Origin of the sequence: Novosphingobium sp. (genome assembly GCF_025351285.1) — a bacterium.
GTDB lineage: Bacteria > Pseudomonadota > Alphaproteobacteria > Sphingomonadales > Sphingomonadaceae > Novosphingobium.
On record NZ_JANXWG010000036.1, the window covers coordinates 1 to 13,919 of the forward strand.

The 13,919-nt window shown below is 65.2% G+C and carries 11 protein-coding genes and 1 tRNA gene; 4 read left to right on the forward strand and 8 right to left on the reverse strand.

Annotation, left to right across the window (positions count from 1 at the left end; translation table 11 throughout):
* The 4 genes from Q0R16_RS04285 to Q0R16_RS04300 all read right to left on the reverse strand — a co-directional run.
* On the reverse strand, positions 1 to 1,280 hold a 1,280-nt coding region (locus Q0R16_RS04285; RefSeq protein ID WP_295632430.1), incomplete at its 3' end, for an ATP-binding cassette domain-containing protein.
* A gap of 1 nt (position 1,281) precedes the next feature.
* Complete coding sequence (locus Q0R16_RS04290; RefSeq protein WP_295632434.1) at positions 1,282 to 2,289, reverse strand: HlyD family efflux transporter periplasmic adaptor subunit; 1,008 nt, start codon at positions 2,287 to 2,289, stop codon at positions 1,282 to 1,284.
* The gene (locus Q0R16_RS04295; protein WP_295632437.1) at positions 2,286 to 2,939 is read right to left on the reverse strand and encodes a CerR family C-terminal domain-containing protein; all 654 of its coding nucleotides are present in this window, start codon (positions 2,937 to 2,939) and stop codon (positions 2,286 to 2,288) included. The genes Q0R16_RS04290 and Q0R16_RS04295 overlap by 4 nt, the downstream gene beginning before the upstream one ends.
* Before the next feature lie 74 nt (positions 2,940 to 3,013).
* On the reverse strand, positions 3,014 to 4,108 hold the full coding sequence (locus Q0R16_RS04300; protein WP_295632439.1) for a DUF2855 family protein: 1,095 nt from the start codon (positions 4,106 to 4,108) through the stop codon (positions 3,014 to 3,016).
* Between the two features lie 238 nt (positions 4,109 to 4,346).
* On the opposite strand from Q0R16_RS04300, the gene Q0R16_RS04305 reads away from it, so the two are divergent.
* Complete coding sequence (locus tag Q0R16_RS04305; protein WP_295632442.1) at positions 4,347 to 5,366, forward strand: substrate-binding domain-containing protein; 1,020 nt, start codon at positions 4,347 to 4,349, stop codon at positions 5,364 to 5,366.
* Between the two features lie 3 nt (positions 5,367 to 5,369).
* Here the strand turns inward: Q0R16_RS04305 and Q0R16_RS04310 are convergent, their stop codons facing one another.
* Positions 5,370 to 6,650, reverse strand: a complete 1,281-nt coding sequence (locus Q0R16_RS04310; RefSeq protein WP_295632445.1) for an MFS transporter — start codon at positions 6,648 to 6,650, stop codon at positions 5,370 to 5,372.
* A gap of 200 nt (positions 6,651 to 6,850) precedes the next feature.
* Here Q0R16_RS04310 and Q0R16_RS04315 point away from each other — a divergent pair, with 200 nt between their 5' ends.
* The 3 genes from Q0R16_RS04315 to Q0R16_RS04325 all read left to right on the forward strand — a co-directional run bounded on the left by Q0R16_RS04315 (position 6,851) and on the right by Q0R16_RS04325 (position 11,404).
* Positions 6,851 to 9,316, forward strand: coding sequence for a TonB-dependent receptor (locus tag Q0R16_RS04315; RefSeq protein ID WP_295632448.1), 2,466 nt, complete (start codon positions 6,851 to 6,853; stop codon positions 9,314 to 9,316).
* A 67-nt stretch (positions 9,317 to 9,383) separates the two neighbouring features.
* Positions 9,384 to 10,496: a glycoside hydrolase family 68 protein gene (locus tag Q0R16_RS04320; RefSeq protein WP_295632451.1), complete on the forward strand. Its 1,113-nt coding sequence runs from the start codon at positions 9,384 to 9,386 to the stop codon at positions 10,494 to 10,496.
* Positions 10,484 to 11,404 (forward strand): ROK family protein, encoded by a 921-nt coding sequence (locus Q0R16_RS04325; RefSeq protein WP_295632454.1) that lies wholly within the window; start codon positions 10,484 to 10,486, stop codon positions 11,402 to 11,404. Before Q0R16_RS04320 ends, Q0R16_RS04325 begins: the two co-directional genes overlap by 13 nt.
* Before the next feature lie 93 nt (positions 11,405 to 11,497).
* On the opposite strand, the gene Q0R16_RS04330 is transcribed toward Q0R16_RS04325, so the two are convergent.
* The 3 genes from Q0R16_RS04330 to Q0R16_RS04340 form a co-directional block, all read right to left on the reverse strand.
* Positions 11,498 to 11,572, reverse strand: a tRNA-Gln gene (locus tag Q0R16_RS04330).
* A 69-nt stretch (positions 11,573 to 11,641) separates the two neighbouring features.
* Positions 11,642 to 12,511 carry a glutathione-dependent disulfide-bond oxidoreductase gene (yghU, locus tag Q0R16_RS04335; protein WP_295632457.1) on the reverse strand — a complete coding sequence of 290 codons (870 nt, stop codon included), beginning with the start codon at positions 12,509 to 12,511 and terminating at the stop codon, positions 11,642 to 11,644.
* 62 nt (positions 12,512 to 12,573) lie between these two features.
* Complete coding sequence (locus Q0R16_RS04340; protein ID WP_295632460.1) at positions 12,574 to 13,824, reverse strand: MFS transporter; 1,251 nt, start codon at positions 13,822 to 13,824, stop codon at positions 12,574 to 12,576.
* Between the last annotated feature and the right edge of the window lie 95 nt (positions 13,825 to 13,919).

Genomic DNA, 13,919 nt, shown 5'->3' on the forward strand with positions numbered 1-13,919 from the left:
TTGAGGTTCTGCCGCACCGAAAGATCGCCATAAAGCGAGAATTTCTGCGCCATGTAGCCGAGCGATTGGCGCGCATCGGCCTTGGCGCGGCGCAAGTCGAAGCCCGCGACCGAACCGTTGCCCTCGCTCGGTGTCAGCAGCCCGCAGAGCATTTTGAACGTGGTCGACTTGCCCGCGCCGTTTGGGCCCAGCAACCCGAAAATCTGCCCGCGCGGAACGGTGAAGCTGACGTGGTCGGCTGCGGTGAAGGTGCCGAAGCGCCGCGTCAGGCCTTGCGCGACGATGGCCGGAGCATCGGTTTCGGGGATCGTGCGGTAATGTTCGGCGAGTTGCGAGGTGCCCGACGGGCCGCCGCCGAGCAGGTCGATGAAGGCGTCTTCGAAACGAGGCTGGATGCGCTCGATCGAGCCGGTCGCAAGGCCCAGCGCTTGCGGGCCAGGGGCGGGGCTATCGGCCTTCAGCATCAGGCGCAGAGCATCGCCCTGCACGGTGCCGTCGATCACCGCGGGATGGTCGAGCGCATATTGCAGGATCGCGCGGCGGCCAAGGCTGGGCACCGCGATGCGGATCACGCGATCCTTGATGCTGTCGGTCAGGTCCTGCGGCGCGCCATCGTAAAGCCGCTTGCCTTCGTTGAGCAGGACAACGGTGTCGCACTTTTCGGCCTCGTCGAGATAGGCGGTCGACCACAGCACACCGATCCCGTCACCCGCGAGATCCTTGACCATCTGCCACAATTCGCGCCGCGAAACCGGATCGACACCCACGCCGGGTTCGTCGAGCAGCAGCAATCTCGGCGCGCGCACCATCGCGCAGGCGAGGCCCAGTTTTTGCTTCATGCCGCCCGACAGCTTGCCCGCCAATCGCGTGGAAAAGCGCTTGAGGTCGGTGAAATCGAGCAGCCGGTCGAAGCTCGCCTGCCGTTCACCCGGCGGCAGTCCACGCAGATCGGCGTAGAGCCGCAGGTTTTCCATCACCGTCAGGTCTTCGTAAAGCCCGAAGCGCTGCGGCATATAGCCGATCATGCTGCGGTCGGTATCGGTGGCCGGGCGGCCGAACACCGTGGCGTGGCCCGCATCGGGGTCGATCAGGCCAGCCAGGATGCGGATCAGCGTGGTCTTGCCTGCGCCGTCCGGCCCGACCAGGCCGGTCATCCGGCCCGGCTCGATCGCGATCGATACACCATCGAGCGCGGGTGCTTCCTGGCCGGCGAAGCGTTTGGTCAGGCCGCTGGCAGTGGCGACCGCGTCATGGTCGGCGGTAGGCACCGCGGTGGTCATGTCAGTGCTTCGCTTGCGCGCGGGCAGTGGGGATCGAAACGGTGACCGGCGCGCCCTGGCGCAGCGCATCGTCGGGATCGGTCACGGTCACGCGGACGCGGTAGACCAGATCGGTGCGCAGCGCTTCGGTCTGGACGGTCTTGGGGGTGAATTCGGCGGTCGAGGCGATGGCGCCGATCGTGCCGTGGTAGGTCTTGTCGTTACCATCAGTCCTGACCGTGACCGCCATGCCTGGGGAAATGCGGGCAAGATCGGGCTCGGGGATATACGCTCGAACCCGTAACGGGCGGTCGATCGTCAGCGTCAGCACCGTCTCGCCCGGCTGGACGATCGCGCCGGGTTCGCGCGCGCGGGTCAGGATCGTGCCGGCATTGGGCGCGCGCAGCACGGCATCGGACAAGTCGGTCTTCAGCTTGGCGGCTTGCGCCATCGCTTGCTGGCGCTGGGCTTCGGCCGATGCGATGTCCTCGCGCCGGACACCTGCTTGTTGCAACGCCAGCGCGGCCTGCGCGGCGGAGACTTGCGCCTGAGCCGCACGGTATTTCGTGGTGGTGGTATCGAACAGCGAACGGCTGACCGCACCGGTCTGCACAAGTTCGGCGCGGCGCTCGTAGTCCTGGCGCGCACCGGCGAGATTGGCCCGGGCTTCGGCCAGCCGGGCTCGAGCCTGCGCGATGTCCTGCGGCCGGTTGCCGTTGCGGCGCTTGTCGAGCTCTGCTGCCGCCACCGCGATCTGCGCCTGCGCGGCATCGAGCTGGTTCTGCAACGGAGAAGGATCGAGGCTGGCCAGCACCGCGCCTTCGGGCACACGCGCGCCTTCGTCGAACGCGATCGACTGGATGCGCCCTGCTACGCGGAAGCCCAGATCGACCTGCCGGATATCGACATTGCCGTGCAAGGTCAGCGTGTTGTCGGCGGCTTCTGCGAACAGTCCGAAGCCGCGCGTGGCCAGTGCGGCCACCACCAGCGCGACGAGTCCAACGATACCCATGATGCGGCGGCGATTCATGCGGCGTCTCCGGCTGAGATCTGGTCAAGGAGGGCATCGAGATTGGCGGCGATCGTGTGGCTGATGCGCGTGGATTCGGCTGGGCCATACCCCTCCCAGCCCATCCCGGTCATGGCCGTGGCGCGCGCCACGCGGAACACCAGCACCTGCCCGATGATCGTCATCGCCCGCAGCCGCGCTTCGTCCAGGGTTAAGTGGCCGTTCGACACGCGGATCAGCAGCAATCCTACCCGGTCGAGCATCGGGCCCATCACGCCGTTGTAAATGCGGGCGAACGCCGCGGTGGGTTCGGCCTGTTCGCGCACGATGAAGCGCGAGATTGCGGCCGTCTCGTCGTTCAGCATCAGCGCTGTCATCCCGCCGATGATCGCGTGGATGGCGGGGCGCACCGAGCCATTGTCCGCGTTGCGATCGCATAGCGTTTCGGCACGATCCAGCGTCGGGCGGATCCAGGTTTGGATGCGCGTGGTGATGTGGTCGGCCGCAGCGAGGTAAAGCCCCTGCTTGCCGCCGAAATGATACGTGATCGACGACATCAGCGTTGCGGCATCGCGCGCAATCGCCCGGGTGCTGGCGCCTTCGAGCCCCAACCGGCCGAAGTGATCGACGGCAACGTCGAGCAAGCGCGAATCGGTGGATGAAGCAGTCATACCGGCATATTCATTCATTCGAATGAATTATTCAACTGATCAAAAGGTCTCGAGGCATTTCGGTGCTGGTCGTCTCAAACCCCGCTGGCGAAATTGAGGATCAGCCCTTCGGTCGGAGGCGTGCGGTTGAACACCATGTCGTCATACCGCGCTGCAACCGCCGCCGGCCCGCGGTGCTCGGTGATCCGCAAGCCGTCGCCCAGTGCCCGGACAAAGGCGATGTTGGCGAGGTTGGCCTTGCCCATCAGCACACCCGCGCCCCATTCGGCATCGCGCTTGGCGATCTGCGCGGGTGCAAAGAAGAACGCCGGTTGTGCGCCGGGCAGCGCTTCCTGCGGGCGTGGGGCGTCCCAGTGGGTGGCGCCCACCCCTACGCTGACTTTCAGATTGTCGGTGAAATGTTCATGGACTGCGCGCAGCACCGCGCCGTCGCCCGACATGTCGACATAACCGCTCGGCACCGCGGGATCGAGGCTGGCCACAGCGTCGTACGCGATGACCCGATCGAACAGCCCCAGGCCTTCGGTGAAGGCAAGATTGCCCGGCGATGTCAGCCCGATGACGGTGCGCGGCGTGGGCGAGACGGTCTTGAGAAAATGTGCGGTGGCAAAGCCGGTCTTGGACGAGGCCGAGCCGATCACGATCTGCTCGGCGCCGAACAGCGCGTTGTCTGCGAAGTAGTCGGCGATCAGGTAGGACGTCGTGAACAGGGGAAACAGCAGGCTTCGTGCATTGGCCATGGCGGCGAGCGCCGGTGGGTCCTGCTCGGTGCGGGTGTACTGGTTGTAGACAGCCGGCAGCGCGGCACGGTGCGCTACCGCGTCGATAAATCCGCGCTCGTTCGCGCGGCCCGGCGTAAGCACCAGATGCGATGCCATCGGCAGATAACCCCAGAACCGCGTACCGACGGGTACTTCGGCGCAGCGCGATTCGATTACTTCGGCATGGCCCCATACCGGCACCACGCCCCATTCGGCATCCTCCGGAAAGAACTGCCAGTAGCCGAGTGAATCGCCGGTCAGCGCGTAGCTGATATTGTTGGCGGTCAGCGCGAAATCGCCGACCTGGGCCAGGATCTCGCCGTCCGCCAGCGCAGGCAGCGGGCGTTCGACCAGCCGCGTTTCGGTGATCGCGCCGCGCTTGACCAGCAGCCGAGTCAGCATTGCCATGGCATTCTCCCGTTTCGCGATTTCCCGCGTCGCCGCTGGATGCCACCGCTGAAATGGCCTGTACAGTCATTGTGGCTGCCCGCCAAACCAACCTCGGCGTCGATCATAACGCGTGCAGCCGACCGCTGCTGCAAGGCGTTTGCTCCCGTCTGAGCCCCGGCCCAAGCCCTGGCTCGCCGCGTCCCGCCATCGGCGATTGAACGTTGGCGCAGCCCGGTTCAACTGGCATGAGGGTGCCATGACCGAGACTTCCCCTGCCTCCACGCCGGCTTCCACTTTGGCCGAACTGGCGCAACTGGCGGGGGTTTCGGTGGCGACGGTGTCGCGCGCGCTGGCGGGCAATCCGGTTATCGCCAAGGCCACCCGCTCTCGCATCGAAGTGCTGGCGCGTGAACATGGGTTCCAGCTTAACCAGGCCGCGCGCAACTTGCGGCTCAAGCGTACCGGCGCGATTGCGGTGGTGCTGCCGCTGGGGCACGAGGCCGAGCAGCACTTGTCCGATCCGTTTTTCATGAGCCTGCTGGCGCCGCTGGCCGACGCCATCGCCGATCGCGGCCATGATCTGCTGCTGTCACGCGTGATCCCCAGGGACGATCGCTGGCTCGATGCGATCGTCGATGCCGGCCGGGCCGATGGCGTGATCGTGATCGGCCAATCGAACCAGAGCGCGGCGATCGAGCGTGTGGCGGCACGCTATCGGCCGATGATCGTGTGGGGCGCCGATGGGCAAAGCCAGGCGCAGATCACCGTCGGCACCGACAACGTGGCGGGCGGACGGATGGCGGCCGAGCATCTGCTCAACCAGGGCCGGACGCGGCTGGCGTTTGTCGGCAACATCGAAGTGCCCGAATTCGCCGCGCGCTACGCCGGGTTCGAACAGGCGCTGCACCACGCGGGCACCAGTGCTGCAACGCTGCTGCCAGTGCATTTGACGGGCGATGCTTCGTACAGCGCGATCGAGGATTACCTGGCCGGCCACCCGTCGCCCGACGGGATCGTTGCTGCGTCGGACGTCATCGCGATGAGCGCGCTGCGGGCGCTGGCCGGGCATGGCAAGCGCGTGCCGCAGGACGTGGGCGTGATCGGTTACGACGACGTGCTGATCTCGATGTACACCACGCCGTCGCTGACCACGATCCGCCAGGACGTGGCGCGCGGGGCGAAGACCATGGTCGACCTGCTGTTCCAGCGGATGGAGGGGCAGGAGGTGGCGTCGGTGGTGATGGAGCCCGAACTGATCCTGCGCAATTCGGCCTGAGTTTTACGCTGGCGCTACGGCCGACGGCTCGCGCGACGTCCGCACCAGCGCCGTTGCCGCCGCCGCTGCCAGCATCATTGCCCCACCCAGCATCAGCACGTGCCGCGGATCGCCGCCCAGCAGCGGGCGATAGGCCAGCCACACGAACAGGATCTCGACCATCATCGGGATCACGATGAACATGTTGAAAATGCCCATGTAAACGCCGGTGCGCTCGGCCGGGATCGCGTTGGCCAGCATCAGGTAGGGATTGCCCATCAGGCTGCCCCAGCCCACGCCGATTCCCACCATCGCGATGACAAGCATGGGGATCGAACCAGTCGAGGCGATCGTCAGCATCGCCGCGCCGGATGCCACCATCGCTGCGGCGTGCACCGCCTTGGGCCCGAAACGCCGCGCCAACGGGATCATCGCGAAGGCCGAAAGGCATGCAATCAGGTTGTAGAACGCACCCAATTGGCCGTTGAGCAGCCCCGCATTGCGAAAGCCAGCGCTGGTCGGATCGCTGGTGCCGAACACGCCCCGTGCCAAAGCGAGCACCACATATTGCCAGTAACAGAACATGCCGAACCACTGGAACAGCATCGCCAGCGCCAGTTGCCGCATCGCCGGCGGCATGTCGCGCACCGCATCGCGCAAGCCCGTCAGCGTGGAGCGCAGCGTCAGCGGATCGGCTGCCATTGCCGCGTCTTCCTCGGGGGTCAGAGGCAATTCGGGGACGCGCCACACCGACCACAGGATCGTGGTGATCGACAGCACCGCGCCGATCACGAAGCTGATCCGGGTGATCGCGGGAATGCCGTTGGCGTCGATCAGGTCCTTGCTCACGCCCCACCACACCAGCAGCGATGGAGCGAGATAGGACAATGTCTGCGCCAGACCGGTAAATGCGCTTTGGGTGAGGAAGCCCAGCGGGCGCTGGCTCTCGTCGAGCCGGTCGCTGACATAGGCGCGATAAGGCTCCATCGTCACGTTGTTGGCGGCGTCGAGCACCCACAGCAGGCTGGCCGCCATCCACAGGGTGCGGCTGTAAGGCATCGCCAGCAGGCACAAGCTGCACAGTACCGCGCCGATCAGGAAATAGGGCGTGCGCCGACCGAGCCGCGTGCGGGTGCGATCGCTCATCGAGCCGATCAGTGGCTGGATGATCAGCCCGGTCATCGGCCCCGCCAGCCACAACAGCGGCATGGCGCCCTCATCGGCGCCAAGATAGCTGTAGATCGGCCCCATGTTGCTTTGCTGGAGCCCGAAGCTGAACTGAAGCCCCAGAAAACCCAGGTTCATCTGCAGGATTCGCGCCAGCGACAAATACGGTTTTCCGGATGGCAAGCCGATCACATCACTCTCCCAACGGCAAGCTGAGGCTGCCCTGCAACGGCGATACGCGATTTTGCAAACGTTTGCAAATTCTCCTTGCAAACGTTTGCAGGGTTAGGCTAGGGGATAAGTCGAGCCGCTAAACGGCTATATCGAGGGAGAGAGACATGCTGACGGTACGGACCATTCTTTTGGCCAGCAGCGCGCTGATGTTCGCCGCGCCTGCATTTGCGCAGAACGGCGCGCAGAATGCCGCGCCAGCCGCCGACACGCAAGCAGCCCCAGATGCCGCCCCAGATGCCAAAGACGAAATCGTCGTCACCGCGGTGGCGCGCGGGGCAAACCGGCTCGACAGTTCGGTTTCGGTCAGCTCGATCAACGCCGCCGCCATCGCCAATGCCGCGCCGCGTTCGGCTGCCGAACTGTTCCGCAGCCTGCCGGGCATCCGTGCCGAATCGTCGGGCGGTGAAGGCAACGCCAATATCCAGGTGCGCGGCATCCCGATCTCGACCGGCGGCGCCAAGTTCCTGCAATTGCAGGAAGACGGTCTGCCCGTCCTCGAATTCGGTGATATCGCCTTCGCCAACGCTGACATTTTCCTGCGCACCGATTTCAACATCGCCCGCGTCGAAGCGGTTCGTGGCGGTTCGGCCTCGACGTTCGCCTCGAACTCGCCCGGCGGCGTGATCAACCTGATCTCGAAGACCGGCGAGCAGGAAGGCGGCTCGATCCAGGGCACCGTCGGGCTCGACTATGGCGAATACCGCATCGACACCGATTATGCCGGCAAGCTTTCGGACAGTGTGAACTACCACATCGGCGGCTTCTACCGTGTCGGCGAAGGCCCGCGTCGCGCCGGTTACGATGGCAACAAGGGCGGCCAGATCCGCGGCAACGTCACCAAGACGTTCGACCATGGCTTTTTCCGGTTGAACTTCAAGTACCTCGATGACCGTGCGATCGCCTATCTGCCCAGCCCCGTGCGCGTCACCGGATCGAACGGCAGCCCGCAATACACCGCGCTGCCGGGCCTCAGCCCCAATTCCGATACCATCCACAGCGCCTATTTCACCCGCGCGGTCACGCTCGACGGGCAGAACAACCGCGAAGTCGACGATATCCGTGACGGCATGCACCCGGTGGTCAAGGCAATCGGCTTCGAAACCCAGTTCGACGTGGCAGACGGCTGGACCGTCAACGACAAGTTCCGCTACGCCGACATCTCGGGCCGGTTCATCTCACCGTTCCCCGCCACTGCCGACACCATCGGCAATCTGGCGACCAGCATTGGCGGCGCGGGCGCTACGGCGGTGTTCGCCAATGGTCCGCAAGCGGGCCAGGCGGTTCCGGCCGGTACCACTGCGATCGGCATTGTGCTGTTCAACACCAAGCTCAACAGCCTTAACAATGTCACCAACGATCTCAAGGTCAGCCGCAAGTTCGCCACCGGCAATGGCGGCGCGGTGAACCTGACCGCCGGCTTCTACAAGTCGCGCCAGACCATCGACATGGACTGGACCTGGTCGTCGTACCTGCTCGAAGCCAAGGGCAACAACGCCGCGCTGATCGACGTCAAGAACGCCGCCGGCGCGCTCCAGACCGACACTGGGCTGGTCGCCTATGGCGCATCGTTCTTCGGCGGTTGCTGCCGCCGGACCTACAAGCTCGATTTCGACACCAACGCGCCTTACGTCCAGCTTGGCTACAGCCAGGACAAGCTGACCATCGACGCCAGTGCGCGCTATGATGCGGGCAATGCGCGCGGCTATGTCGCGGGTGATGGCGCAACGGCACCGTTCGATGTCGACGGAAACGGCACGATCTCGGCGCCTGAAAAGCTAAATACCACGGTGCCACTGGGAGCGCAGCGCCCGGTCAACTACAACTACCACTACTGGTCGTACTCGTTCGGCGCCAATTACCGCGCGAGCCAGGATTTCAGCCTGTTCACGCGCTACAGCAAGGGCGGCCGCGCCAATGCCGATCGTTTCGTGTTCGGCGGCAACACCAGCCCGACCAGCGGCGCACTGCTGCCGAACGCCCGCCCGGTCGATTTCGTCAAGCAAGCCGAAGTGGGCGCCAAGTACCAGACCGGGGGGCTGAGCCTTTACGGCACCGCATTCTACGCCCGGACCGAAGAACAGAACTACGAAGCGACCACGCAGCGTGCCACTTCCAACACATACCGCGCTTATGGCCTTGAATTCGAAGGAAACTACCGCATCGGTGACTTCTCGCTGGCGGCCAGCGGGACTTACACCAGCGCCAAGATCGTCCAGTCGCTCGACAAGACCGTCATCGGCAACAAGCCGCGCCGGCAGGCCGATTTCATCTACCGCATCACGCCGTCGTACAACACCAAGCTGTTCAGCCTGGGTGCCAGCGCGATCGGCACCACCGCCAGCTACACGCAGGACAGCAACCAGTTGAAGCTGCCGGCGTTCACCCAGGTCAACGCGTTCCTGAACGTGCGACCGATCGAGCGGGTGCAAGTGTCGATCAACGCCAACAACCTCTTCAACACCACCGGCTTCACCGAAGCGGAAGAGGGCGCGATCCCGGCCAATGGCATCGTCCGGGCGCGCTCGATCAATGGCCGCACGGTGTCGGCTGCGATCAAGTTCGACTTCTGAGCACCAATCCCCCGGGCGCGCATGCCGCGCCCGGGGCTATTTTCAAGCGCGTTCGGGTGATGAAACAATGACGAGTGCCTGGTCCGCGCAAGCGGTTGCCGCGATTGCGGACGGCGCAGTCCCAACCGCGCCATTGATCGACTTTGCCACGGTAACCCCGATTCTTTCCGGGTTCGACTTGTGGGATTACTGGCCGGTGCAGGAATGCGATGGCCACACGGCGGTAATTGCTGGCGGGACGCTGTGCATGCTGCTGTCGGCGCCGGTTTGGCCTGACCCCGACGATCGCCACGCCTTGGCCCGCATTCGCCTGATGCACCACACCGCCGCCGGCTGGCGCGACCTTGGGCCCGCCTTGCCCGATGGCCTGGCGCCTGGCAGCCGTGAATGGTCGGGCTCGGCGATCGTCTCGCCGGCCCATGACCGGGTCACGCTCTATTTCACCGCCGCAGGGCATCGGGGCGAGACCCGGATCGGCTTCGAGCAGCGCCTGTTCGAATGCAGCGCAACGTTGGAAATCCGTGACGGCGTGCCCGAATTGTCCAATTGGACGGCCCCGGTCGAAAGCGTTGTTGCCGACGGCGCAATCTATTCGCGCGACATGACGGGCGGCGGCGCGATCGGCACGATCAAGGCCTTTCGCGATCCCGCATGGTTCCGCGATCCGGCCGACGGGGCCGAATACCTGGCGTTCGCCGCTTCGCTGGCACAATCGTCCTCCGTCTGGAATGGAGCGGTGGGGCTGGCCCGGCGCGAAAGCGGTCAGTGGACCCTACGCGCCCCGATCATCTCCGCGGACGGGCTCAACAACGAACTCGAACGCCCGCACATCGTCCACCATGACGCGCGCTATTACTGTTTCTGGTCAACCCAGCGGAAGGTTTTCGCAAGCGATGGTCCTGCCGGACCGAACGGCCTCTACGGCATGGTCGCAGACCGCATCGACGGTCCGTGGACGCCCTTGAACGGCACCGGCCTGGTCTTCGCCAACCCCGCTGCTGCGCCGATCCAGACCTATAGCTGGCAAGTGCTGGCCGACCTTAGCGTGATCAGTTTTGTCGACCGGCCCGGCCTCGCCGAGGAACCGGCGGACCCGGCCACCGCGCGCCGCCATTTCGGGGGGACGCCGGCGATGCCGCTGCAACTGTCGCTCGAAGCCGATCGTGCGTGGCTGGCGTGATCGCCAGGGCGCCACTGGTTGCGGGCGTAGAGCTTGGCGGGACCAAATGCATCGCGGTCCTCGCGCGTGGACGGAGCATCGAACAGCGCGCGCAATGGCCCACCGGTGATGATCCCGCCGCAACGTTCGGTTCGATCGCCGAGTGGCTGGATGCCGCCGCTCGCGAAGAATCCTTCACAGCGCTCGGGATCGCCAGTTTTGGACCCCTGCGCGTCGATCCGGCCGCTGAAGACTACGGCTGCATAGTCAACACGCCCAAGCCCGGCTGGTCCGGCGCGAACGTGCTTGCGGGCATCGCCGGTCGCTTCACCGGCCCGGTTGCGCTCGATACCGACGTTGCCGGCGCTGCGCTGGCCGAAGGCCGCTGGGGCGCCGCGACTGGCTGCGCAACGCATGTCTACCTGACGATCGGCACCGGCATCGGCGGCGGCATCGTCATCGACGGCAAGCCGCACCACGGCACCTTCCACCCCGAAATGGGCCACGTCCGCGTCCGTCGGGCAGTGGGCGATCGCTTTGCCGGCGTTTGCCCGATCCACGGCGATTGCCTCGAAGGCCTCGCCTCGGGCCCGGCCATTGCCGCGCGCGCCGGTCGCCCGGCCGATACGCTCGCGCCGTCCGATGCGGTGTGGTCGCTGGTGGCTAACGAGATTGCCGACCTGATGGCCTCGATGATCCTCATGCTGGCACCGCATCGCATCGTCATCGGTGGCGGGGTAGGCGCGGGCCAACCGGGATTGCTCGGACTGATCCACAGTGCCACCGCACAAGTGCTCGGAGCCTACCTCCCTGGCCACGACCACGCATCGCTGGAAAAGCTCATTGTCCGCCCCGCACTGGGTCACGACGCCGGCGTTTACGGGGCGGTTGCGTTGGCGATGGAAGCCTTGGACAGTCACGCAATCTGACCTGCGTATTGTCGCATAAGGTCTTGCCGCAAAACCCCAGCCAGCTTCCGGCGCCGCAAAAAAGCTATAGCTGGCAGTGGGTTGCATCAAAATTGGCTGGGGCGGGAGGATTCGAACCTCCGAATGCCGGTACCAAAAACCGGTGCCTTACCACTTGGCGACGCCCCAGCAGGCGCGCCGCGCTTATACCCGGCGCGGCGCGGTTGGGAAGGGTGCACCTTCAGGAAAATTCAGTCCTCAGGATCCCTTGGTGATACCCTTGAGCAAATCGGGGTCGAGCGTGTCGAAATCCGCGGCCGAGTGGCGTTCGATCAGGCCTGTGCGGTTGTTCACCAGCCGCCCGCGGCGCGTGCCGGGGCGTGCGTCGATCGCGCTCACCCAGCGGCCGACGTGTTCGTATTCGTGGACCGACAGGAACGTTGCCGCATCGCCATAAGCCGCACCGCGGTGGATGGCGCCCAACCAGACATACGCCGCAATGTCGGCGATGGTGAACTGGTCGCCCGCCAGATAAGCCGATTCGGCCAGCCGCCGGTTGGCGACATCGAACAAGCGCTTGGTTTCCATCGCATAGCGGTTGATCGGGTATTCCATCTTGAACGGCGCGTAAGCGTAAAAATGCCCGAAGCCGCCGCCGATGAACGGCGCGCTGCCCATCTGCCACATCAGCCACGACAGGCATTCGGCGCGACCCTTGGCGTCGGTGGGGATGAACATCCCGTACTTTTCGGACAAGTGCAGCAGGATCGCGCCGCTCTCGAACACGCGGATCGGTTCCGGGCCGGTCAGGTCGAGCAGCGCGGGGATCTTGCTGTTGGGGTTGATGCCCACGAAGCCCGATCCGAACTGGTCACCTTCACCGATGTTGATCAGCCAGGCATCGTATTCGGCCTCGGTCACGCCGGCTTCGAGCAGTTCCTCGAACAGGATCGTGGCCTTTTGCCCATTGGGTGTGGCGAGCGAATGGAGTTGATACTTGTGCTCCCCGTGCGGCAGTTCCTTGTCGTGCGTGGCGCCGGCGATCGGGCGGTTGATGCTGGCGAACTGACCGCCCGACGGCTGGTCCCAGGCCCAGACTTTGGGGGGCGTGTATGTTTCATCGGCCATCGCCATCTCCTTTGCAGCAGCACGCCTATCTGTGAGCGACGGTGCTGATCCGCAAGGGCAGGCTAGTTTTCAGCCAGCGCCTTGCCGCTGCGTTCGGGCCCGATCGAGACCCACCCGGCCAGCACCAGCGCGGTCACCCCGGCCACAAGCGCCAGCGCGAGCGCATAATTGTCACCATGGCTTTCGGCAAAGCCCGCCTGAAGCGGCGCGTTGCGCGAGGCGATCAGGTTGCCGAACTGATAGACAAACCCCGGAAATGTCGCGCGCAATGCCGCCGGCGACAATTCGTTGAGATGCGCCGGCACGATCGCCCAGGCGCCCTGCACCGCCATCTGCATCACGAACGCCCCCACCGCGATCAGCCCGGGGCCGAGCACGGTGGTATCGGGCGCCCACACCCACAGCGGGATCACCGGCAGCGCCAGCAGCGCCGAGGTCCTGATCGCGCGGCGCCGGCCGATCCGTTCGGACAGCGGCCCGAACAGCATCGCGCCGGTGATCGCGCCGCAGTTCATCACGATCGCGATCGCGCCGGTCAGTTGCGTGTCATCACCGCGCTGCTTCTGCAAATAGGTGGGATACAGATCCTGCGTGCCGTGGCTGAACATGTTGAACGCGGTCATCAGCACGATCAGGTACAGTGCCAGCTTCCAGTGCGAAGCGATTGCCTTGAAAGGATTTTCCCGCGGCTTGTCGGCTTTCGCGATGAACGCCGGGCTTTCCTCCACATGCATCCGCACGAACAGCACCACGGCCGAAGGTGCCAGCCCCAGCACGAACATCCACCGCCATCCCAGCGTGTCGAACAGTGCAAAAAACGCCAGGCTGGCGATCAGGAAGCCCGAGGAATAGCCCGACTGGATCATGCCCGAAACCAGCCCGCGCGATTTGGGCGGGATCGTTTCCATCGCCAGGCTGGCGCCCACGCCCCATTCGCCGCCCATGGCAAAGCCGAACAGCCCGCGGATCAGCAGCAACTGCCCCAGCGTCTGCGCCGCGCCCGACAGCGCCGACAGCACCGAAAACCCCAGGATCACCATCACCAGCACCGGCCGCCGCCCGATCCGCTCGGCCAGCAAGCCGAACACCAGCGCCCCGAACGGCCGCGCGGCCAGCGTGAAGAACAGCGCTTCGGACACCGATTTGACGTCGGTGTGGAAGTCCGCCGCGATCGCCTTGAGCATGAACACCATCAGGAAGAAGTCGAACGCGTCGAGCGTCCAGCCCAGATAAGCCGCCCACACCGTCATCCGCTGCTTGCGATCGAGCCCGCCCCACTGCTCGGCCACGCCCCATTTCGCCATCAGCCCCATCGCGGTTCCTTCCCGTCGCGCTACACAAGCCATCCTATGCTGCAAATGCGAGAAAGGGAAAGCGCCACGACGAGATTTGTCGGCGAGGGGGCCGC

Coding starts and splice junctions, on each gene's coding strand:
- Q0R16_RS04305 (WP_295632442.1), top strand. CDS start 4,347: ATGACCGAGACTTCCCCTGCCTCCACGCCGGCTTCCACTTTGGCCGAA.
- Q0R16_RS04290 (WP_295632434.1), bottom strand. CDS start 2,289: ATGAATCGCCGCCGCATCATGGGTATCGTTGGACTCGTCGCGCTGGTG.
- Q0R16_RS04310 (WP_295632445.1), bottom strand. CDS start 6,650: ATGAACCTGGGTTTTCTGGGGCTTCAGTTCAGCTTCGGGCTCCAGCAA.
- Q0R16_RS04320 (WP_295632451.1), top strand. CDS start 9,384: ATGACGAGTGCCTGGTCCGCGCAAGCGGTTGCCGCGATTGCGGACGGC.
- Q0R16_RS04340 (WP_295632460.1), bottom strand. CDS start 13,824: ATGGGGCTGATGGCGAAATGGGGCGTGGCCGAGCAGTGGGGCGGGCTC.
- Q0R16_RS04300 (WP_295632439.1), bottom strand. CDS start 4,108: ATGGCAATGCTGACTCGGCTGCTGGTCAAGCGCGGCGCGATCACCGAA.
- Q0R16_RS04295 (WP_295632437.1), bottom strand. CDS start 2,939: ATGACTGCTTCATCCACCGATTCGCGCTTGCTCGACGTTGCCGTCGAT.
- yghU (WP_295632457.1), bottom strand. CDS start 12,511: ATGGCCGATGAAACATACACGCCCCCCAAAGTCTGGGCCTGGGACCAG.
- Q0R16_RS04315 (WP_295632448.1), top strand. CDS start 6,851: ATGCTGACGGTACGGACCATTCTTTTGGCCAGCAGCGCGCTGATGTTC.